Below are 20,151 nucleotides of genomic sequence, written 5' to 3' on the forward strand. Positions count from 1 at the left end.
TTTTGACCAGCAGAATATAACCCAGCGGGGGTGGAAATGCCTCTGTCGGAAACAAGGGAATAATAAATTTGGAGGAGAGATCACAAGATAATAAATAAGCAGAGAGGGGACTGTCTTGAATATTATTTCGTATTGTTATAGCTTCGCCGCAAAAAGAAATAAACCACTTCAAAATAAATCAAAAAGAAACCTAATAATACCCAATGATACTCACTGTAACTAAATGTAACTTATTGCGGATTTATATTATCCAGTCTACCGATTAAAAAGGCCTCCAACAAGGGAGGCCTCCAATAAATATCGATTTTAATAAACCGAGATATTTAGTTCTTCTGTGAACGTTTCACTGCATCAATAAAGACCGATTTCGCCTTGGTTGAACCGGCACGCTCGGCTTCATTCACGAGTTGCATCGCCTTGTCGATGTCACCGGCCTTCACCGCTTTCTCGATCTGGGCGTTGTAGAAGCTCTCGGTCTCGCTCAGCATGGCGGGAGCCGGTTTGCTCGGCGCTGCGGCAACGGCTGCCGTGGTGGCCGCCGTCGCAGCCACGGCAGTGGTAGCAGGCTTGGCCTGGCTCATCGCCACCTTGTCGGCGTATTCAGGCTTGAACACGGCTTCCAGGCCTTGTCCCTTGGCCATGTCCGTGACCTTTATCTGTACCAGACCCCAGGGCGAATGGGGGATCACGGGGTCCTTGATATCCGGCTCGACCGTGCCGTTGGCACGGGCAAAGGCCTTCGCGGGGTGCAAGATGGTGGTGCTGCCCGCCGTCTCGTTGGCCGGCGCATAGACCACCATATAGGTTTCAGTGGCGGGATTGCCCGGCATGCTGCGGTCCACGAACACACGCCCCTCAATCCTGTCGTTGTCGAGCAGGTGGGCAGGTTGATAGGCAAAGACCGACTCACCCAGCACGCGAGTCACCTTGAACTGGGCATCCAGCATGATCACCTTGGGAACCAGGACCGTCTTGCTGACCTGGGAGGCCAGGGTGATGGCCAGATTGCCGGTATTGGCCGGCAGACGATAGGCGGCAAAATAGCTCATGCCCTCGTCAAACTGATAACTGGGCTGCTTGCCGTCGATGGCCAGCAGCGTCTCGCCTTCCGGCAGGGAGACATAATTGAATTCGTTGAACCCTGTGCAACAACTGGTTGCCTGGGAGAGCGCCTGCTTGGCCTGATCGGCATTACTCAGAATGGAGGCGTGCTCCTGCACGGGCACCACCATGCTACCGGAACAACCGGCCAGCAGCGCGGTAACCATGGCCGCGATAGACATCTTTACCAGTTTCATTCTTCTTATCTCCATAACCCGGTTGCCACATCATGCGAAACAAAACTGCCCCCATAAGGGGGCAGTGACTAACTTAACTGAAGATATTGCTTACCACCAGGCTTCTGCTTGTACGCCAACCTGATAGGTGTCTTTGGAGGTGTTGCCTTCGAAGACTTCTTGATCTTCTGTGTTGGCCAAGTAAGAGGCGAACACCCGGATTTCCGGACGGGCCCAGAAGCTGGAGCCGGCAGACCAGGCCTGAGCCAGGGTCAGCTTGTAACCGCCATCCTTGTCGCTGCCGCCGTTGTTATAACTGGTCTTGTCCTTGAACACACCACCTTCGAAGATGGTCTTGTTGAAGTCATCCCACTTGTACATCGGGCGGACTACGGCAGACATGGTTTCGGTCTTGTCGTGGCCATTCCACATCTCGTTGCCTACACCGTAGACCAGCTGGTGACCCATCTCCCAGGAGTTGCCCATCGGGATGACGCCCCAGTTGATGAAGCGGTAGCCGTCGGCACCGGCTTTGGCTTCGGCACCGTACCAGGAACCGTCACCGTAGTAGGCCATGGTCTTGGAGTAGCCTTCGGTACCGTACTGCAGCACGGTCTTGTTGAAGCCACCGAAGATGCCTTGGGTCAGTTCGGCAGTCAGCATGACGCCGTTCTTCATGTTGTCGTTCTTCAGATCTTTCTGGGCGTCGGTCTCATTGACCAGGGCATACATGGCGCCCACTTCCAGAGAGCCGTCCTGCCACAGCGGGATGCCGGCATAACGCACGTCCAGGGTGTTGACGTTCAGATCTTCGTTTTTACGATAGATGGGGTCGCCAGTATTCGGATCGGTACCAATCTGGTTGTACTGACCGAACACATCGGCCGCGCTGCGGTCGTTGCGTACCCAGGCCAGAGAGAGCTTGCCAGGACCAGCCTGGATGCCTTCGATACCAGCACCCGGACCAGAGATATTCCAGTAGTAGAAGTCAGAGATGTGGATGTCGTGACGTTGGTAGAAACGCTTACCGGCCCACAGGGTGGCTTCCGGCGCGAAGCCCAGCAGACCCTTGGCTTGCACGTTGAACTGACGCAGTGCGAATTCGGAATCGCCATTGCACTGCTTGGCGTCGAAGTTACAGACGGTACCAGTACCTTCCCAGTCGTTGGAGCCGTTGGAGGTCATGGCAAACATGGAGTCTACGTAGAAAGTCTTGCCATCTTTGTTGAAGACTTCCTGACCCAGCTGGACTTCGCCGTAGGTATCATTTTCGTTACCCAGACGACCAACCTTGTTGACGTTGTATTTGACCATGTCCCCGTCACCGGAAACACCGACACCGGAACGGAAGTAGCCGTGGAAATCAACGGCGAAGGCGGCTTGAGAAGCCAGGGCTGCGGTTACTGCTGCAGCGATCGGGAGCCACTTTGCTTTCATTTTCATTTTCCTTATTCCCGCTGAGAGGAGTGTGATCCTGATATTCAAGTTCTTATCACCGGAAAAACGTTTTGGTGATAACCGGGGTCGATTATAGGTACCCAAATTCCCTGCAAACATGAGCTGATTCACAAAACGATGACAAATCGCACGCCACTGACAGTCACAGCAGCAAAATATCAATAAAATTTCATTTTTTGGCACCAACAACCCAAAAAAAGCACAAAAAAGAAAAACAATAACCAAAGAAAGCGCTTTCAAATATTAATTTGCGACGAGAGTTAAGTGATAAATCCGTATCGCAGTAGCAAAAACATGACTGAAATCGCTTTCAATGCGGAACTTTTAATTTTTCAATTTGTCGTGGGTGATGATGAATATGGCTAACCGGTTATCATAATTTGCGAGAAAAATAACCGGACGAAAGAGAGGATATATTTGGAGGCTGAGGCGTGACGCCCCAAAAATAAAACACCCCCGTCAGCACACTCACGGAGGTGAATTTATTCTCGGGGAGAAGGGTCTGGCTACAGTCTATTTTCCCAGGTTTTCAACCAGGCCAGCGCCGCCACTTCAGGCTCATCTTCTACCGTCGCATCGATTTCCAGGCGCACAACCAGTGGCTCGGCAGCCAGCTCCTGCAACAGGGCATCCAGCGTTCGCCCCGCTCCGCAGAAGTGTTCATAGCTGCTGTCTCCCATGGCGATGAGGGCATAGCGCCATCCCTTCATATAAGGAGCACGATCGGCTAGGGCACTGGCAAAGGGCTGCAAATTGGGCGGTATATCCCCCTGCCCCGTGGTGGCGGTCACGATGAGCAGAAAGCGGGAGGCATCGATGTCGGTCAGCGCCGCGTCATCGAAGATCTGGCAGACATGGCCATTGGCTTGCAGGTGATCAGAGAGGGTCTCGGCCACCAGCATGGCAGAGCCGTAGACGGTGCCGACCAGGATGTCGATCTCGGCCATCAGCGACTCCTCAGGGACAGACAATGGGCCCGGCAAGACCGGGATGGGTAGGAAGAGACCCCCTGAACGGGCGGGGGGCACGCGATTGCGCAGGCGATATCTCGTTGAGCCATAAGTCATTCCTCTGACGTACCTGGGCTACAGCATGCCACAGCCCGGTCAGAGGCAACAGATGGAAAGAGGCTCAGGCGCCGTAGTCTTGCTCGCTGGCAGGCCAGCCCAGACGGGCGAACAGACCCAGCACCTCGGGGCCCAGGGGCGCCTGGATCCGCATCGGCACCTTGAGCACCGGATGCTCGAAGCTCAGACGGTGCGCGATCAGCAGCAGGCGGTCGCACCCGTAGTGCTCGCGAAAGAAGCGGTTGTGCCGACCATCCCCGTGGGTGGTATCACCGACGATGGGGTGGAACAGGTGATCCAGATGGCGGCGCAGCTGGTGCTTGCGCCCCGTCTTGGGAAAGAGGCGGACCAGGCTGTAGCGACTGGTGGGATGCTTCTTGGAGACGGCGAAGGGCAGCTCGACCTGATGCAGACGACGAAACGCGGTCACCGCCTCCTGGGCGGGGCGATCCGGGTCGCTGAAGGCATCGGCAATCTTGTCCAGCTGCTCCTTGAGCGGATAGTCGATGAGCCCCTCTTCGGGGGCCCATCCCCGCACCAGTGCCAGGTACTCCTTGTGGACCTGACGGGCAGCAAAGGCCTCGGTAAGGGTACGGGCCACGGCAGGATCGAGAGCAAACAGCAGCACACCCGAAGTGGGCCTGTCCAGTCGGTGCACGGGGTAGACATGACGACCCCCGATCAGATCCCGGGTCATCTGCATGGCGAAACGGGTCTCGGCCTTGTCGAGCCAACTGCGGTGCACCAGGAGACCGGACGGTTTGTTCACCGCCACCAGCCAGTCATCCTGATAGAGCAGAGTCGGCTGCAAGGCATCCGCTGTCCGGGTCTGCTCGTCCATCATTGTTCGACCACTTTGCCGGAGAGCAGCAGATCGAAACGGGCGATCAGACGAAGCAGGGCCTCGACCTCCGCCAGCTCCTCTTTATAGACCTCACTCGCCATGGGATAGAGGGAGACGCTGGTCGGCAGCGGAGCCTGCAGCAGCACCAGCTGCTCCATGCGCGGGATCAGCACGAACTGCAGCCACTGATCGAAACTCAGGGTATCGACACAAAACGGCAGCTCGCTTGCCAGCGCCTCGCTCCCCGGATGGTCGGCTTGCCAGCGTTCCAGACGTTGCAACTCGGCAGTCAGCTCTCCCAGCAGACCGGCAACCAGCAGATATTGATTCATCTCGCTCACTTCCTCATCGCGGGCCCGGTCTGCGACGGGGCCCCACTCAATACGGCCATCAAAAAGGGGCGCTACTATACACCGACCCCGCAATGGCTGCCATGTTGCCGTCACCTTCATACCCTGCATCACCGCCTCTGGCTATCTGGTGCAGCCCCCTTATAATCGCCCGCATTATCTTCAAGCGGGATCTCTTCATGTCTTCCATCAACACCCTGACCGAGTTTCTGACCCAGGCCGATACCCAGTTCCAGCTGTTCGATCTGGGCCGCCAGGTGCGCCCGCTCCCCAGCGACCTCTTCGTGCGCATCGAGCAGCAGCAGGAGCCCTACCCCTGGCCGTTGCAGCAGCAGGCCTGGCTCGGCGTGCACTTCTTCCAGCCGACCGAATCCAGGCACTACCTCTGGTTCCTCAAGTTCGCCCTCGATGAGCGCGGCCTGCTCATCTCCAGCGGCCCCAAGCATTTTATGGATCAGGTGGTAGAGACTCTGGGCTACAAGCTCACCGGTGAACTGGACGAAGAGAAGGCCCAGCGTCTGGCGGACAACCCCTACACCTTCCGTCCGGCCGAGGCCAAGATGGCCAGTGTGCACGCCAAGCTGGCCCGCCAGCTGGAACAAGCCCCTTCCGCTTACTACGAGGCCCTCTGCCACTATCTGGCGGCGCCGGGGGAAGAGGGGTGGCAGGCCCTGGGACTGCAAGGGTTTGCAGATCTCGCGGAGCGGCTGCAGGTTGAACGCAACCTGACACTGGTCTGCAAGGCCTTGCCCATGCTGCCGCAGGCCCCTCTTTACGCCCTGTGCCAGAGCCTGGAGAACGCCCCCCTGCCTCCTGCCCTGCAAGGCGCATTGCTGGAGCGCATCGGCAAGGAGCAGGAGTGCGCCGAGCCTGACCCCGAAACCCTGGCCTATCTGTGCCGGGCACTGGCCTCCTGCCCGGGCAACGGACTGCGCACCAACAAGCTGCTGACCCTGCTGCAAACCCGGCCAAGCCCGGCCCTGCTCCTTGCCATCGCTGGCCGCCTCTGGCCCGATCTGAAACACCCCGAACTGCTCGGCCTGTTTCTGGAGCAGCTCGCCCTGCAACCCACCCAGTTCTTCAACCAGGTATTTGCCGAGCTCGTCACGCTACCGGCATTGCGCAATGATATGCTGGCAAAACTGCGTGACCCTGAACGCAGCGAGGCCCTGGGTCTGGCCATCGGTCGCCTGTTCGCTGCCACCTAGGCCCGACACAACGGCCCTGTTGCCTGAGGTGAACAGGGCCCCACACACATCACAGAAGGAACCCGCTGATGGGAGAAATGCTTGGGATCTTGCTGCTCGGCCTCGTTGGCTGGGCCTTCTGGCAACAGCGCCGCCAGGCGGAGTTGGCCTGGCAATACATGCGCCGCTACTGCCAGCACCACGACCTGCAACTGCTGTCGCTGGCGCGGACACACCGTGCCCTGGGGCACAAGCCCCTGCGCCTGCTCACCTACTACCAGTTCGAGTTCTCCAGCGACGGAGAGAGCCATTATCAGGGGCAGCTCTGCATGCAGGGGCTGCATGTCGCCGGTGTCGAACTGCCACCCCATCGTCTCCCCTCCTAGATTTGAGAGCACGGGGGCTGGCTATACTCTTCCACAGCCCCCTTCCAAGGAGTACCGACATGGAATTGCTCACCCATGACATGGCCGCCCTGTTTGCCCAGCTGGGGCTGGCCAGTGACGACATCAGCCAGCAGCGTTTTATCCGCGACCATCCCATCGATCGCCATACCCAGTTGCCCGACGCGCCGTTCTGGACTCCTTCCCAGGCAGGCTTTCTGCGCGATGCCCTCAGCCACGACGCCGACTGGGCGGAAGCCATCGACCAACTGGACGTGATGCTGCGCCAGGGGACCTGATCCCCGCACTCCCGGCGGCCAGCGTTGGGTAGACGCGGAGCCGCCAATCCCCTCCCTCTCGCCACCCACGCCCTTCGCTCCGCTTTCCTGATGGACAGGCTTTGATTAAGCTCTGTGCCACTATCCACCCGCAGCAAGACGGCCGTGCAGGAGCCAAGATGTCAGCCCAAGAGATCATCCAGATAGCCAACGAACTCAGTGCCAGGGGGATCACCCCCTCTACCGCCATGGTCAAGGCCCGCCTCAGCCATCCCGTGCCCATGGCCGAGCTGCTCAAGGTGTTGAGCCAGTGGAAGCAACAACCCCAGCCCGCGGCGACAGCGCCCGCCCCCGCCAGTGCCCCCGAGGCGCCCCCTTTGGCCACGGAAAGCGTCACTCTTCAGCAACTGAGCGAACAGCTCGCCCGGCTGGAGCAGAAGGTCGATCGCCTCACCGACCTGCTGCTCAACCAGAAGCCGGATTGACCCATCGCCATGTATATCCTCGAACTCACCTTTGAGTGCTACCGCGATACCTCCCTCGGGGAGGCCGAACGAGCCATCGTCCACTACCTCGACATGCTGCGCTATCAGGGTCAGATCCTGGGGCGGGAGTTTCCCACCAGCATGCACGAAGGCTATTTCGTCAGCCGGGTGGTCTGCCCGGAGCAGGACAGCCTGCACCCTGACAACCAGAGCGAGCTGGTCGCCCTTGCCGAGCAAGGTCTGCACCAGGCGGGCCTGCTCGCCCCCAAACTCCACCTGCAAGGGGCGGATCTGCTCTCGGACAGTACGGACCCGTGCGCAGAACAGGGAGAGCGTCCCAGCTGGATGCTGCTCTACACCAGCTTCCTGCACAGTTGCTCTCCCCTGCGCTGTGGCGATCACTTCGCCCCCATCCCGCTCTATCGGCTGCCCGCCGTCGCCAACGGTGACCACAAGCAGATCATCAAGTGGCAGGAAGATTGGGAGGCCTGCGATCAGTTGCAGATGAACGGCTCCATTGCCGAGCACGCCGCCCTGCACGAAATCGGCGAGGTGGGCAGCCGCCTTCATCGCCGGGGCAGCGATCTCGCCAGACGGCTGGAGCTCCTGAGCGGCATCCCCACCTATTACTATCTCTACCGGGTAGGCGGCCTGAGCGCCGCCGAAGAGCGGGCTCGCCCCTGCCCTGGCTGTGGTGGTCCATGGGCGCTGGCCGCCCCCCTGCACGAGATCTTCGACTTCAGGTGCGAGCCTTGCAGGCTGGTCTCCAACCTCTCCTGGGACTTCAAGGAGTAGGTGCCCACCGCGCACAATGGCGCATTAAAAAGAGAGGGCCTTGCCAGGTGGCAAGGCCCTCTCTTATGGGGCATCACTGGGGCAAGGTTTCCAGTCGCGCCAGAAAGGCCGGCAACGAGGGAGCCAGCGTCAGGCGCCGCCCGGAGTCCAGCCACTCCAGCCACACCTGGCCGCTCTCGTTATCGAGGGAGACCAGCGTCATCTCGTTGCGGGTCGTGGCAATGAAGAGTGAAGGGGATCGCTTCAACTTGCGCAGCATCAGCAGGTGGCCGATGAGGTTCTCCTTGAGCAGATCCAGATCGGCGTCGTTCCACGGCAGGATGAGTTCGATGCGCAGCCCCTTGAAAGAGCAGGGCAGAGGGCGGCTGAACCAGTGGCCAAACAGGGCGATGGCGCTGGGATGCAGGGTCAGTTCCAGGGCGTTCGCCATGGCCGTGAAGTCGGCTGCCTGCTCCCGCTGGAACGGACGCCAGGCTACCCGCCCCTCCCTGGGTTCATCCAGCTCGCAAGGAGAGCGCCAGTCGGCCTCCCAGTCGCACAGGGGCAGCCCCCGCCTTCCTTCGCCATCGCGCTGCCAGCGTAAAAAGAACTGCTCCAGGGCAGACAGGACTTGATCCGACATCGATATTCCCCACAATAGCGGCCTCTGATGGCCGCAAGTACCTGATCGAAAAATCGGGCCATTGCACCATCAAACCCCTTATCAGACAAGCGTGAGCAAACCAGCATGAGCAAACAAGAGAGATACGCCGGCGCCAGTGCGCTGCAAGGCCTGAGCCTGGGGCAGCAGTCCGCCTACATCAGCCAGTACACCCCGAGTCTGCTGCAGCCCGTGCCACGCAGCCTGAACCGCGACGATCTTGGCCTGAGAGGTGAACTGCCGTTCCAGGGGGGCGACGTCTGGACCCTGTATGAACTCTCCTGGCTCAATGCCAAAGGCAAGCCCGTGGTTGCCATCGGGGAGGTCTTTGTGCCTGCTACCAGCCCGAATCTCATCGAGTCCAAGTCGTTCAAGCTTTACCTGAACTCCTTCAACCAGACCCGCTGCGACTCCCTGGAAGCAGTGCAAGCGCTGTTGGTTCAGGATCTGAGTGGCTGCGCTGGTGCCCCGGTGAGCGTCACCCTCTTCACCCTCGACCAGGCCCCCCACCAGATAGCCCAGCTGCCCGGTGAGTGCATCGACAACCTGGATATCGAGGTGGACGGCTACGAGTTTGACGAAACCCTGCTGCAAGGGGCCGCCGGTCGCGAGATCGTGGAGGAGACCCTGCACAGCCACCTGCTCAAGTCCAACTGCCTGGTGACCAGCCAGCCGGACTGGGGATCCGTGGTGATCCACTATCGCGGCCCGCGTCTCGACCGGGAGAAGCTGTTGCGCTACCTCATCTCGTTCCGCCAGCACAACGAGTTCCACGAGCAGTGCATCGAGCGCATCTTTACCGATCTCAAACACTTCTGCGCCCCGGAACAACTGACCGTCCATGCCCGTTACACCCGCCGCGGCGGCCTGGACATCAACCCTTTCCGCAGCGACTGGGAGCCGGTTCCGGCGAACCTGCGCCTCATTCGCCAGTAATCACCGGCGCCGCCATCCTGCGGGCTGCGGCCCGCTGCGCATCACCTCAGTAAACTCTGGACGGGCGGGGGTGGGCTTGGATAACATGCCTGCACCTCCGTGCCGTTCTTAATCCAATGAATCAACTGTTTTTTCTGGCAATGATGATGTCCTCCCTGTCGGCTCCTGATCTGGATCTGGCCAAGGAGCAGTTGTCCATCGACCTGCAGCAGGCCCAGACCCTGGTGCTGACCGATCCCGCCAGATGTGCCCAGATTGCCACCTCCTTCCTCGAACGCACGGCCAACAATCCCAAGCAGATCATCAGCAACCGTCAGGAGTACGGCTATCGCGAGCCGATGCTGAACTACGGTACCGCCACCCAGACCACGGGCGCCTATCTGCTCAAGGGGGAGTGTCTGCAGCAGCTAGGGCAGTTCGCCCAGGCACAGGAGTCCTTCGAGCAGGGCATCGCCATGGCCGAGAAAGAGCAGCAGTTCGAGCTGCAGGCCCATGGGCTCTATCTGCTGGTTCGAAGCCGCAATCTGCAACAGCATACCCATGGCGCCGCGTCCCCCCTGCTCGACAAACTCGACAAACTGCTGGCCAATCCCGACCTCAAGGAGAGCCAGTTGCAGGTCTACAGCCGTCTGCTACGCGTCAACGCCAGCGTAGAGGAGCGGCAATTCGATCTCGCCAAACAGCAGCTGGCAGAGACCCGCAAATGGGCGGAACACGCCAAACAGCCTCTGGCCAGGGCCTGGACCAGCGCCGTGGGCGGGGATCTCTATCAGGCGCTGGGTCAGCCCCAGCTTGCACTGGGGGAATACATCGAAGCACAACAGCAAGCCAAGCCCCTGCAGGATCCCCTCTTCCTCGGCCTGCTCTCGAACCAGATGGTCAGCCTCTATCAGGAAGAGCAGGAGCCACAAAAAGCGCTGCAATACGCCAGCGAGGCGGCCAACTATTTTCATGCCCTCGGCAATTCCTCCATGCTGAGCGACGCTTTGATCGTGCTCGCCCGTCTCAACCGGGATCAGGGCGAGATGAACATGGCGCTGGTCTATTTCTTCAATGCCCTCGACCTGCTGGACGAGAGCAGCAACCGCACCCGCATCGCCCATCTCAAGTTCGAGATAGGCAAGACCTACCTGCAGACCGGCAACCTCAACCTGGCGCGAAACTACCTGAACGCCGCACGCCAGTCCCATGAGCTGGGGGATGACAAGGAGTCGCTCATCGACACCCTGCTGTTGCTGGGAGAGTTGCACCTCAAGCAGCAGGAGGCGGGCATCGCCATCCTGCAGTTGGAGAACGCTCTCACCCTGGCCAACCGGATTGGGGACATCCGGCGCCAATTCGAGATCTTCCGCCTGCTCTCCGTCGCCTATGAGCAGAAGGGTTACCTCCAGCAGGCCCTGGAGAGCTACAAGAATTACCACCAGCGCAGCGAACTGGTTCGCCAGCAACAGCTGGCGCTGGAGCAGGAGGCGGTGCGCGACAACTACGCCCAGGTGGAGCGTGTGCAACAGGTCAAGGAGCTGGAACAGCAACTCGACGTCAGCCAGCACCAGCAGGAGCGATACCTCTGGACCAGCGTCAGCACCGGGCTGCTGTTGGCACTCTTCATCTATCTGTTCTTCACCCTCTGGCTGAAACTGCGGGTCGCGCGCCTTCATGCCAAACAGCTGGGAGAGGCCCTGCTGGTAGAGCCGCGCAGCGGCCTGGCCAACTGGCAGCGACTGATGAGCCGCTGGCCGCGGGAGATGGCAAAGCGCCAGCAAAAATCCGAGCGCTGGTACCTGAGCGAACGCCCCACCAGCGAATTTGACGACAAGCTGCACTACCTGCTGTTCCGGGTTCCCTTCCTGATCAACAGCCTGGAGCAGCACGGCTATCAGGTCAGCCGCGAGATAGAGCAGGCCTTCGGCCGTTACGTCAACGAACTGACCCCGCAGGATGGCCGCATCTACGACCTGCGCGAAGGCCACCTGCTCTATGTGGTGCCCCAGCGCCACGTGGCCCAGTTGCATCAGCTAGCCCAGACCCTGCTCGACACCCTGGCAGCCTTCCCCTGCGAGCACCCGCTGGACAGGTGCATCAGCCTCGGCATCGTCAGTCATCCCTTCCTGCCCAAGGCGGCCATGGCCCTCGATCACCACGGCCTGTTCGATCTCTGCTACCTGGCCCTCTCGGGTGCCATTCAGCTCAGCGAAAAATGCCAGCAGAGCGTCTGGCTTGAGCTGGCCGCCATCGATTGCCAGCAGGCCGCATTTTTTAACGGAGATGTGTGGCAATGCTGCTTGATGGCAATTGACAAGGGACTGGTAAAAGTAAATTCTTCTCATGAAAAGCAATGGGTTAACTGGCTTGCGCTTTCACGGACGAAGGTTGCGGACAATCCGTGACAAAAAGGTACTCAACGGGGTCTTTGATTGGCTTTCTGTTGCTGGACGAAACAAAAACGATAATGACAACAGGGCGACCTGAAGAATGAATGATATGGCTGCCGTAACAGGACAACTGGCAAGACTCAGGGAATCCCTCCAGCAGAAACAGCAGGAGCTTGACGGCATGGCGAGCTTCTCCGATGCCGAACGCACCCGCAGTATCCAGTTCATCGGCAAGTTGATGCAAGCCTGTCGCGGCCACGATCGCGAGCTCGACAACCGGCTCGCCAAGCTCAAGCAGAAACTTGAAGGCAACCCTCCGCTCACCTCCATCGATGCCGATCTGATCGCCATCGAGAAGCTGTTGCAGCAGCACAGCCACACCATGGAAGAGTCCATCAGCCTGACCCGGGCAGCCATCGATCTCGGCAGCAAACAGCTCAAAACCATCAAGGGGTTTCCGGAAGATACCCGCCGCGCCCTCAAGGAGTTTCTCGCCAGCCCAGAGAGTTACGGCATCGGCGATCACCAGAAGAAGGTGATCCGGCTGCTGGAGTTCTACCAGCAGGCGATCAAGATCCAGCTGCTGCCGCGCAAGCCGCTGATCCCCCCTTCGGCGGAGATCCCCACCGAGCTCTCCAGCCCGGCCCCTACCGACTCCTTTGACATCAAGGCACATGCCCAGATTTCAGACGAGTTGCAGCGTCTCATCACCGAGCTCGACTTTGCCGGCGCCGTGGGCGAGAGCCTCGCAGACATCCGCCGCCAGTTGCTCGGGGGCATCACCCCTGCCCTGCTGGCCGAAGTCTGCCTGCAGATCATCGAACTCATCATCGAGGGTACCCGGGAAGAGCGCAAAGCCTCCCAGGCGTTTCTCAGCACCCTGAACGAGAGTCTCTCCTCGGTCCATTACAGCTTTACCGAATCCCTGGATGAAGGGCGGGCGCTGCAAAATGCCGCCCATCTCAGCGGACAGGCGCTGGAGCGGGAACTCGCCGCCATCGATCGCGCCATGGCAGCCCATGACTCGCCACAGATACTCAGAGGCGCCATTTCTGGGCATCTGGACACTATCCGCCGGCTGCAGCAGGAGCGGGAGGAGATGGCCAACCGCGAGCGCCACCTGCTCACCCACCTCTCCAACATGGAAGCCAAGCTCAGGTTGATGAAGGACGAGACCGCCGAGTACAAGAAGCGGCTCACCATCCAGAAACACAAGCTCTTCCTCGACAGCCTGACCCAGGTACACAACCGGGCGGCCCTGGACGAGCGGCTCGAGCTCGAATACAAACGCTGGTTACGCTATGGCACCCCCCTGTGCCTGGCCATCATCGACATCGACCACTTCAAGCACATCAATGACAACTACGGCCACATGGCCGGCGACAAGGCATTGAAGGTGGTTGCCAAGGCCCTGCAGAACGCCTTGCGCGACACCGACTTCATCGCCCGCTTTGGCGGTGAGGAGTTCGTGGTCCTGCTGCCGAACATCAATCCGGACAAGTACCAGAAGCCGCTGGAGAACCTGCGTCAGACCATCAAGAGCATCCCGTTCCGCTTTCGCGATGCCAGGGTCGAGATCACCATCTCCATCGGTGCCACCCTGTTTCGGACCGGCGACCATACCACGGATGCGTTCGAGCGTGCCGACAAGGCGCTTTACAGTTCCAAGCACTCTGGCCGGGATCAGGTCAATCTCGCCTGAATCCGCTTTGAGGAGCGGCTAAAAAAGCGGCAAACGCACAGTCCCCCTATTCCCCTGCCCACCCCCTTGCCTCTACTATCGAACCCGAGGGATGCCAAAGCATCCCGTTTTCTCCCCAGGGAAAGCACAACGATAACAAGCGAGTGAAAGGGGAAATTATGATTACACACATCAATCCCGTGGGCAGCATGGACCTGCTGTCCCAGCTCGAGGTGGATCGCCTCAAGCAGACGGCCTCCAGCGATATCTATCAACTGTTTCGCAACTGCTCGCTGGCGGTCCTCAACTCCGGCAGCCATACCGACAGTTCCAAAGAGATACTGGAACGTTTCAAATCCTTCGATATTCACGTGATCCGGCGCGAGCGCGGGGTCAAGCTCGAGCTGTTCAACGCCCCCGAGCACGCCTTCGTCGATGGCGAGATCATCCGCGGCATCCAGGAGCACCTGTTCTCCGTGCTGCGGGACATTCTCTATGTGTCGACCCAGCTCGAGTCCAATCGTCTGGTCAACCTGACCAGCTCCACCCATATCTCCAACGTGGTGTTCGCCATCCTGCGCAACGCCAAGGCGATCCTGCCCGGCGCCGACCCCAACCTGGTGGTCTGCTGGGGCGGCCACTCCATCAACGAGGTGGAATACCAGTACACCCGGGCAGTGGGTAGCGAGCTGGGTCTGCGCGAGCTCAACATCTGTACCGGCTGCGGTCCGGGTGCCATGGAGGGCCCCATGAAAGGGGCCGCCGTCGGCCACGCCAAGCAGCGGGTGCGCAACGGCCGTTACATCGGTCTCACCGAGCCTTCCATCATCGCCGCCGAACCGCCGAACCCCATCGTCAACGAGCTGGTGATCCTGCCGGACATCGAGAAGCGGCTGGAAGCCTTCGTGCGTCTGGGTCACGGCATCATCATCTTCCCGGGCGGGGTCGGAACTGCCGAGGAGCTGCTCTACCTGCTCGGCATCATGATGCACCCGGCCAACGATCGCCAACCCATCCCCATCGTGCTGACAGGCCCGAAAGAGAGCGCCGACTACTTCCGCGCCATCGACGACTTCGTCAAGGCGACCCTGGGGGAAGCCGCCACCAGTCTCTACCGGATCATCATCGGCGATGCGCCCGAGGTGGCCCGCGTGATGAAGGAGGCGATGCCGAAGATCCGCGAATACCGCAAATCGGTGGGAGATGCCTACTCCTTCAACTGGTCCCTGCGGATCGAGCCCGAGTTCCAGCTGCCGTTCGAGCCGGATCACGCCAGCATGGCCAGCCTGGATCTGCATCGCAACCAGCCGCCCCAGCTGCTGGCAGCCAACCTGCGCCGCGCCTTCTCAGGCATCGTCGCAGGCAACGTCAAGGAAGGGGGCATCAGGGCCATCGAGAAGAAGGGTCCCTTCAAGCTGCACGGCGACAAGGAGCTGATGCACCTGATGGACAGGTTGCTGGAAAGCTTCGTCAAGCAGCAGCGCATGAAGCTGCCGGGCAGCCAGTACGTTCCCTGCTACGAGATTGTCAAATAGTCGGGACATCACAATGCACCGGAGGGGCCCATGGGCCCCTCTTTCATTGACTGGTCTTCTACGGGGTTAGCAGGAGACGCCACCATTGTTACAATGGCTTCCCCGACGCCCGGAGTGCCCCATGCCACACCTGCTCATCATCGATGCCCTCAACCTCATCCGCCGACTGCACGCGGTGCAGAGCCAGCAGGGGCTGACCCCGGCTCAGGCCCTGCTCGCCACCCGTGCCAACCTCATCAACACCTGCAAGAAGCTCCTGGCGGCCAGCGAGCCGACCCACGCCATCGCGGTCTTTGACGGTGAGGTCCACAGCTGGCGCAAGACGCTCTATCCCCCCTACAAGGAGGGCCGCACCCCCATGCCGGATGAGCTGAGAGAAGGGCTTGCCGACCTGCAGGACGCCTTCTGGGAGTGCGGTGTGGATGCCCTGCTCTCCCAGACCGACGAGGCGGACGATCTCATCGCCACCCTGGCAAGCGGCATTGCCCAGCACGGCGCCAGCGCCACCATCATCTCCACCGACAAGGGGTTCTGCCAGCTCATCTGCCCGCAGATCCGGGTGCGGGATTACTTCAACAAACGCTGGCTGGATGCCGCCTTCGTCCAGCAGCAGTACGGCGTTACACCGACCCAGCTTGTGGACTTCTGGGCCCTGACCGGTATCAGCGGCTCCAACATCAAGGGGGTGCCCGGCATTGGCCCCAAGACCGCCACCCAGTTGCTGCAGCAATACGGGGACCTGGCTGCCATGCTGGAGGCCTGTGAGCGGGAGGAGGCCACCAGACCCCTGCTCAAGCTGCGCCAGCACCGGGAAGAGGCCCTGCTGGCCCAACGCCTGGTCCGGCTGCAGCACGATATCCCGCTCGGGTTCAACCTGCGGGAGATCCGCTACCCTCCCGTCCCTGGTGCCGGGGCGTGATCCCCAGCACACCATTTCCCAAGACAGGCCGTACCTGTTGACATAAATGGGTAAAATGTAAAGAAACATGGAGGATGTGGTGCAAAAATGGTATAAAGCCGACGAATCCTCCCCCTCTGTTCCCTAGAAGTGGATACGCCTCATGTCAAAAAGAAAGATTACCGTCATCCCGGGCGACGGCATCGGCCCCAGCATCATCGAATCCGCCATCCAGATCCTGACCCACGCGGGTTGTGACTTCGACTACGAATACGCAGACGCCGGTCTGGTAGCCCTGGAAAAACATGGCGAGCTGCTGCCCCAGGCCACCCTCGACCTGATCGAGAAGAACAAGATCAGCCTGAAAGGCCCGCTCACCACTCCTGTCGGCGGCGGCTTCACCTCCATCAACGTCTCCCTGCGCAAGAAGTTCAATCTCTACGCCAATGTGCGCCCCGTCCTCTCCTTCAAGGGCACCAAGAGCCGTTACGACAACATCGACATCATCACGGTGCGCGAGAACACCGAAGGCATGTACTCCGGTGCTGGCCAGAAGCGCAGCGATGACAATCAGAGCGCCGAGGCGATGAGCATCATCACCCGGGAAGGGGCCGAGCGCATCGTCACCTTCGCCTTCGAGCTGGCGCGCCAGGAAGGACGCAAGAAGGTCACCATCATCCACAAGGCCAACATCCTCAAGTCCACCTCCGGCCTGTTCCTGGAAGTGGCCCGTCAGGTCGCGGCCCGCTACCCGGACATCCAGAACGAGGAGATGATCGTCGACGCCGCCTGCATGAACCTGGTGATGTACCCGGAGCGCTTCGATGTGATGGTCACCACCAACCTGTTCGGCGACATTCTCTCGGATCTCTGTGCCGGTCTGGTGGGGGGGCTGGGCATGGCGCCAGGCGCCAACATCGGTGAAGGGGCCGCCATCTTCGAAGCGGTACACGGCTCTGCGCCGGACATCGCCGGCAAGAACATCGCCAACCCCACCTCGGTGATCCTCGCCTCCATCCAGATGCTGGAATATCTCGGCATGCAGGACAAGGCGGAGCGCATTCGCGAGGCCGTGCGGGCGACCATCGAGTCCGGTGATCGGGTGACCCGTGACCTGGGGGGCACAGCGTCCACCAGCGAATTCACCCAGGCCATCATCGACCGTCTATAAATAGAATCCAACCATATGATTTTAAAAGGGAGCTTCGGCTCCCTTTGTTTTATGCCAACGCCTCCCTACCTCCCTCGCCAGATGAATACTATGTTGATATGAGGGATAAGGAGATCCACCATGCGTGCTACTTTCATCTTGCTGATTGTCAGCAGCAGTGCCACGGCATTAGACAGGCCAGTCGACAATGCCTGGTTGACGCCGCCTCCCCAGCACGAGGCGCCAGCCAAGCAGACCTGGCAATCCACCCTGGATACCAACGATCTGCTCAAACAGCCCAAGCCGCTCTCCCTGGGGGTGGATATCACCACCGACAGCAACGGTAATCGGCAGGTCACCCCCTATCAGAAACTGAACCTCACGGCAGAGAAGAGCGTCAGCCTCTCCTTCGAAAAGCAAAAGCCCAGGATCAAGTTCAACGCTGGCGGCATCAACACCTCGGTCAAGCTTCGCGGGGATGGCGTCAAGATGCAGTTCAACCCCAGTGACAAGACCATTCCCCTGCAAATTGAGCTGAAGATCACCGACGACGAGTCCATGATGCGTCTGGACTACCGCTTCTGATGACCCAGACACAAAAAAACCGGACGTCACCGTCCGGTTTTTTCATGCCCTGTTCCCGATGCTGCTTCAGGACTTGGGTGCCAGCTTGGAGACCCAGAACTTGTTGTAGACGTGCACCGTGATCTCTTCGCGATCGTGATAGAGCTGTTTGGCCTGAATGATGAAGCCGCTGTCGATCTCGGCCAGCAGTCCGCGCAGCACCTCGATGTTGTGCACCGCCTCGGCGTAGCGCTTCTTCATCGGCAGCTTGAGGTTGAACATGGCTTCCTGACAGTCGTTCTCCCTGAACCAGTCGGCCACCATGTGGGTCACTCGCGCCGGTTTGTCCACCATGTCGCACACCAGCCAGTAGGTATTCTTCTTGCTCGGCCGCCACACGAAACCATCGTCACGGATGTGCTTCACCTGACCTGTGTCCATCAGGGATTGGGCCATCATGCCGTTGTCCACCGCCGTCACCATCATGCCGCGACGCACCAGCTGATAGGTCCAGCCACCCGGGCAGGCGCCAAGATCCACGGCCTTCAGGCCGGAGCACAGGCGCAAGTCCCACTCTTCCTTCGGCACGAAGACGTAGAACGCCTCTTCCAGCTTGAGGCTGGAGCGGCTCGGGGCATCGGCCGGGAATCGCAGGCGCGGGATCCCCATGTGGAAGGCAGAGTTGTTGAAGGAGTAGGAGTACCCCAGCATCAGGTGGTCATTGGCCAGGAAGAAGGCGTGGAACACGGGACGGTTCGGGGTCTCCTTCTTGGTCAGGATCTCGTTGCTGCGCAGCGCCTGGCGAAGCGGCACGGTGAACTTGCGGCAAAAGGCGGAGAGCTCCTTCGCCTCGTTGGTATCGGCCGTCTCCACCCGCAGATCACCGCAAATGGCGTAACCGCTCGCCGCCTCCAGGATGGGAGAGACCCGATCGCTTATTTCCAGATCTTTCAGCTCGTGGGTCACCACCAGCATCTGGCGAATGAAGATGAGCTCGCGGAACGGCAGCTTGCGCGCCAGCAGATCGGCCTGCTCCTCGTCATACAACTCGAAGATCACATAGCCGCTGTCGTCCTTGACCCGGGCAAAGCCGTAGCACTGCATGTTGCCGGCACGCTCGGTGATCTCTGCCGCCGCCTCTTTCTCAAAACCCGGGCGGCAATAAAGCAGCAGATTATTCATTCTTTCCTCCAAGACGACAGCCGGCCCACATCAGAGCCGCCCATCCCAACATAAAACAGAGGCCACCGGCCGGGGTGATGAGCCCCAGCCCCTTGCTGCCAAGCAGCACCATGGCGTAAATACTGCCGGAGAATCCCAGGATCCCCAGCACAAAGACGGCGCCCGCGAAGGTGATCACCTTGCCGCGCACGCCGCACAACCCCAGCACCAGCAGGGCCAGGGCGTGGAAAAACTGGTATTGCACGGCGGTGTTGAACGCCGCCAGCAACGAAGGAGCAATGCCGGTCGCCGCCAGCCCATGAGCGCCGTAGGCCCCGAGCATGGTGGCCGTCAGGCCGAAGAAGCCCGCCAGCACCAGCCAATGTCGTTGGATCTGCATCTTCTCTCCTTGCACGCTTCTTCTCTCGACCCGCTCGAGATGGTCAGGAGCGGCCCACCGCCGCGATAAAACCCTTGATCCGCTCCGCGGCCAGGCGCAGGTTCTCCTGCTCGCTCATGCCGCTCGCCTTTCTCGGTTTGAAACCATGATCCCCGTCGGTCAGCCAGTGGACCGATACGGCGGGTGAGAAGGGGAAATCGGCCAGCTCGGCGCGAGAACCGAAGGTATCGCGCTCCCCCTGCAGCAGCAGCGTGGGCGTCGTGATCAGCTTGAGCACCTCGCCCCGCCATGCGTCGGGCTTGGCCGGGGGGTGGAAAGGATACCCGAGAACGATCAATCCTGCAGCATCCATCTCGTCGTCCCCCTCGCAAAACAGCTCGGCCGCCACCCTTCCCCCCATGGACTTGCCCGCCAGAAACAGCCGGGGATGGGCAAACTGGCGCACCATCTCGCGCCAGTGGGCGAGCAGCACGGGTTGTCTGTCCGGCGGCCTGCGTTTGCCGTCCTGAGCCCGTTTGGTCATATAGGGGAAGTTGAAGCGCACTACCTCGATCTCCGGCCCCGCCAGCAGTCGCGACAACTCGGCCAGGAAGCGGTGCTCCATGCCCGCCCCCGCGCCGTGGGCCAGCAGAATGCGAACGGGGGCGTCACTCGCCCCCTCTCTTGTCAGGTCAGTCACCAGGTCAACTC

At 60.3% G+C, this 20,151-nt stretch carries 21 protein-coding genes; 12 read left to right on the top strand and 9 right to left on the bottom strand.

Annotated features, from left to right (window positions below):
- Positions 1-323: 323 nt before the first annotated feature.
- The 5 genes from AB5Y59_RS12500 to AB5Y59_RS12520 form a co-directional block, all read right to left on the bottom strand.
- Positions 324-1,298, bottom strand: a complete 975-nt coding sequence (locus AB5Y59_RS12500; RefSeq protein WP_042015533.1) for a MalM family protein — start codon at positions 1,296-1,298, stop codon at positions 324-326.
- Positions 1,299-1,388: 90 nt separating this feature from the next.
- Positions 1,389-2,714 carry a maltoporin gene (locus AB5Y59_RS12505; RefSeq protein WP_069651741.1) on the bottom strand — a complete coding sequence of 442 codons (1,326 nt, stop codon included), beginning with the start codon at positions 2,712-2,714 and terminating at the stop codon, positions 1,389-1,391.
- Between the two features lie 527 nt (positions 2,715-3,241).
- Positions 3,242-3,682, bottom strand: a complete 441-nt coding sequence (locus AB5Y59_RS12510) for a flavodoxin (RefSeq protein ID WP_270804527.1) — start codon at positions 3,680-3,682, stop codon at positions 3,242-3,244.
- A gap of 184 nt (positions 3,683-3,866) precedes the next feature.
- Positions 3,867-4,646 carry a tRNA pseudouridine(65) synthase TruC gene (gene truC, locus AB5Y59_RS12515; protein WP_010673393.1) on the bottom strand — a complete coding sequence of 260 codons (780 nt, stop codon included), beginning with the start codon at positions 4,644-4,646 and terminating at the stop codon, positions 3,867-3,869.
- Positions 4,643-4,978, bottom strand: coding sequence for a YqcC family protein (locus AB5Y59_RS12520; protein WP_010673392.1), 336 nt, complete (start codon positions 4,976-4,978; stop codon positions 4,643-4,645). The genes truC and AB5Y59_RS12520 overlap by 4 nt, the downstream gene beginning before the upstream one ends.
- Before the next feature lie 197 nt (positions 4,979-5,175).
- Between AB5Y59_RS12520 and AB5Y59_RS12525 the strand changes: the two genes are divergently transcribed.
- From AB5Y59_RS12525 to AB5Y59_RS12545, 5 genes are all read left to right on the top strand, one after another.
- The gene (locus AB5Y59_RS12525) at positions 5,176-6,204 is read left to right on the top strand and encodes a DUF3549 family protein (protein ID WP_368212061.1); all 1,029 of its coding nucleotides are present in this window, start codon (positions 5,176-5,178) and stop codon (positions 6,202-6,204) included.
- Between the two features lie 68 nt (positions 6,205-6,272).
- Positions 6,273-6,569, top strand: coding sequence for a DUF3301 domain-containing protein (locus tag AB5Y59_RS12530; protein WP_039039421.1), 297 nt, complete (start codon positions 6,273-6,275; stop codon positions 6,567-6,569).
- A 59-nt stretch (positions 6,570-6,628) separates the two neighbouring features.
- The gene (locus AB5Y59_RS12535; RefSeq protein ID WP_039039420.1) at positions 6,629-6,865 is read left to right on the top strand and encodes a DUF2789 domain-containing protein; all 237 of its coding nucleotides are present in this window, start codon (positions 6,629-6,631) and stop codon (positions 6,863-6,865) included.
- 158 nt (positions 6,866-7,023) lie between these two features.
- Positions 7,024-7,329, top strand: coding sequence for a DNA-binding protein (locus tag AB5Y59_RS12540; protein ID WP_069651743.1), 306 nt, complete (start codon positions 7,024-7,026; stop codon positions 7,327-7,329).
- A gap of 9 nt (positions 7,330-7,338) precedes the next feature.
- The gene (locus AB5Y59_RS12545) at positions 7,339-8,124 is read left to right on the top strand and encodes a Zn-ribbon-containing protein (protein WP_045523591.1); all 786 of its coding nucleotides are present in this window, start codon (positions 7,339-7,341) and stop codon (positions 8,122-8,124) included.
- A gap of 73 nt (positions 8,125-8,197) precedes the next feature.
- On the opposite strand, the gene syd is transcribed toward AB5Y59_RS12545, so the two are convergent.
- A complete protein-coding gene (gene syd, locus AB5Y59_RS12550) occupies positions 8,198-8,746 on the bottom strand; it encodes a SecY-interacting protein (protein WP_010673386.1) in 549 nt (182 codons plus the stop codon).
- 105 nt (positions 8,747-8,851) lie between these two features.
- Here syd and queF point away from each other — a divergent pair, with 105 nt between their 5' ends.
- From queF to AB5Y59_RS12585, 7 genes are all read left to right on the top strand, one after another.
- Positions 8,852-9,700, top strand: coding sequence for an NADPH-dependent 7-cyano-7-deazaguanine reductase QueF (gene queF, locus AB5Y59_RS12555; protein ID WP_139737996.1), 849 nt, complete (start codon positions 8,852-8,854; stop codon positions 9,698-9,700).
- 116 nt (positions 9,701-9,816) lie between these two features.
- Positions 9,817-12,087, top strand: coding sequence for a hypothetical protein (locus AB5Y59_RS12560; protein ID WP_139737997.1), 2,271 nt, complete (start codon positions 9,817-9,819; stop codon positions 12,085-12,087).
- Between the two features lie 85 nt (positions 12,088-12,172).
- On the top strand, positions 12,173-13,774 hold the full coding sequence (locus tag AB5Y59_RS12565) for a diguanylate cyclase (RefSeq protein ID WP_029313929.1): 1,602 nt from the start codon (positions 12,173-12,175) through the stop codon (positions 13,772-13,774).
- A 158-nt stretch (positions 13,775-13,932) separates the two neighbouring features.
- Positions 13,933-15,288, top strand: a complete 1,356-nt coding sequence (ppnN, locus tag AB5Y59_RS12570; protein WP_010673382.1) for a nucleotide 5'-monophosphate nucleosidase PpnN — start codon at positions 13,933-13,935, stop codon at positions 15,286-15,288.
- Between the two features lie 121 nt (positions 15,289-15,409).
- Entirely contained in the window at positions 15,410-16,207 is a 798-nt protein-coding gene (gene xni, locus AB5Y59_RS12575) for a flap endonuclease Xni (protein WP_368212063.1), read from the top strand.
- 142 nt (positions 16,208-16,349) lie between these two features.
- Positions 16,350-17,357 carry an isocitrate dehydrogenase gene (locus AB5Y59_RS12580; RefSeq protein ID WP_368212065.1) on the top strand — a complete coding sequence of 336 codons (1,008 nt, stop codon included), beginning with the start codon at positions 16,350-16,352 and terminating at the stop codon, positions 17,355-17,357.
- Between the two features lie 120 nt (positions 17,358-17,477).
- The gene (locus tag AB5Y59_RS12585; RefSeq protein WP_041211281.1) at positions 17,478-17,921 is read left to right on the top strand and encodes a hypothetical protein; all 444 of its coding nucleotides are present in this window, start codon (positions 17,478-17,480) and stop codon (positions 17,919-17,921) included.
- Between the two features lie 66 nt (positions 17,922-17,987).
- Here the strand turns inward: AB5Y59_RS12585 and rlmM are convergent, their stop codons facing one another.
- The 3 genes from rlmM to AB5Y59_RS12600 are packed head-to-tail and all read right to left on the bottom strand — an operon-like array spanning position 17,988 to position 20,140.
- The gene (rlmM, locus tag AB5Y59_RS12590; RefSeq protein WP_041211280.1) at positions 17,988-19,082 is read right to left on the bottom strand and encodes a 23S rRNA (cytidine(2498)-2'-O)-methyltransferase RlmM; all 1,095 of its coding nucleotides are present in this window, start codon (positions 19,080-19,082) and stop codon (positions 17,988-17,990) included.
- On the bottom strand, positions 19,075-19,461 hold the full coding sequence (locus AB5Y59_RS12595; protein WP_010673377.1) for a DUF423 domain-containing protein: 387 nt from the start codon (positions 19,459-19,461) through the stop codon (positions 19,075-19,077). Before AB5Y59_RS12595 ends, rlmM begins: the two co-directional genes overlap by 8 nt.
- A gap of 43 nt (positions 19,462-19,504) precedes the next feature.
- A complete protein-coding gene (locus AB5Y59_RS12600) occupies positions 19,505-20,140 on the bottom strand; it encodes an alpha/beta fold hydrolase (protein WP_368212067.1) in 636 nt (211 codons plus the stop codon).
- Between the last annotated feature and the right edge of the window lie 11 nt (positions 20,141-20,151).

Source organism: Aeromonas sp. s10, assembly GCF_040907975.1.
In the GTDB taxonomy this organism is placed as follows: Bacteria; Pseudomonadota; Gammaproteobacteria; order Enterobacterales; family Aeromonadaceae; genus Aeromonas; species Aeromonas caviae.

Bases quoted from the DNA above. Each gene is read 5' to 3' on its own strand.
- AB5Y59_RS12500 (WP_042015533.1), bottom strand. From the start codon at position 1,298: ATGAAACTGGTAAAGATGTCTATCGCGGCCATGGTTACCGCGCTGCTG.
- AB5Y59_RS12505 (WP_069651741.1), bottom strand. From the start codon at position 2,714: ATGAAAGCAAAGTGGCTCCCGATCGCTGCAGCAGTAACCGCAGCCCTG.
- AB5Y59_RS12510 (WP_270804527.1), bottom strand. From the start codon at position 3,682: ATGGCCGAGATCGACATCCTGGTCGGCACCGTCTACGGCTCTGCCATG.
- truC (WP_010673393.1), bottom strand. From the start codon at position 4,646: ATGATGGACGAGCAGACCCGGACAGCGGATGCCTTGCAGCCGACTCTG.
- AB5Y59_RS12520 (WP_010673392.1), bottom strand. From the start codon at position 4,978: ATGAATCAATATCTGCTGGTTGCCGGTCTGCTGGGAGAGCTGACTGCC.
- AB5Y59_RS12525 (WP_368212061.1), top strand. From the start codon at position 5,176: ATGTCTTCCATCAACACCCTGACCGAGTTTCTGACCCAGGCCGATACC.
- AB5Y59_RS12530 (WP_039039421.1), top strand. From the start codon at position 6,273: ATGGGAGAAATGCTTGGGATCTTGCTGCTCGGCCTCGTTGGCTGGGCC.
- AB5Y59_RS12535 (WP_039039420.1), top strand. From the start codon at position 6,629: ATGGAATTGCTCACCCATGACATGGCCGCCCTGTTTGCCCAGCTGGGG.
- AB5Y59_RS12540 (WP_069651743.1), top strand. From the start codon at position 7,024: ATGTCAGCCCAAGAGATCATCCAGATAGCCAACGAACTCAGTGCCAGG.
- AB5Y59_RS12545 (WP_045523591.1), top strand. From the start codon at position 7,339: ATGTATATCCTCGAACTCACCTTTGAGTGCTACCGCGATACCTCCCTC.
- syd (WP_010673386.1), bottom strand. From the start codon at position 8,746: ATGTCGGATCAAGTCCTGTCTGCCCTGGAGCAGTTCTTTTTACGCTGG.
- queF (WP_139737996.1), top strand. From the start codon at position 8,852: ATGAGCAAACAAGAGAGATACGCCGGCGCCAGTGCGCTGCAAGGCCTG.
- AB5Y59_RS12560 (WP_139737997.1), top strand. From the start codon at position 9,817: ATGAATCAACTGTTTTTTCTGGCAATGATGATGTCCTCCCTGTCGGCT.
- AB5Y59_RS12565 (WP_029313929.1), top strand. From the start codon at position 12,173: ATGAATGATATGGCTGCCGTAACAGGACAACTGGCAAGACTCAGGGAA.
- ppnN (WP_010673382.1), top strand. From the start codon at position 13,933: ATGATTACACACATCAATCCCGTGGGCAGCATGGACCTGCTGTCCCAG.
- xni (WP_368212063.1), top strand. From the start codon at position 15,410: ATGCCACACCTGCTCATCATCGATGCCCTCAACCTCATCCGCCGACTG.
- AB5Y59_RS12580 (WP_368212065.1), top strand. From the start codon at position 16,350: ATGTCAAAAAGAAAGATTACCGTCATCCCGGGCGACGGCATCGGCCCC.
- AB5Y59_RS12585 (WP_041211281.1), top strand. From the start codon at position 17,478: ATGCGTGCTACTTTCATCTTGCTGATTGTCAGCAGCAGTGCCACGGCA.
- rlmM (WP_041211280.1), bottom strand. From the start codon at position 19,082: ATGAATAATCTGCTGCTTTATTGCCGCCCGGGTTTTGAGAAAGAGGCG.
- AB5Y59_RS12595 (WP_010673377.1), bottom strand. From the start codon at position 19,461: ATGCAGATCCAACGACATTGGCTGGTGCTGGCGGGCTTCTTCGGCCTG.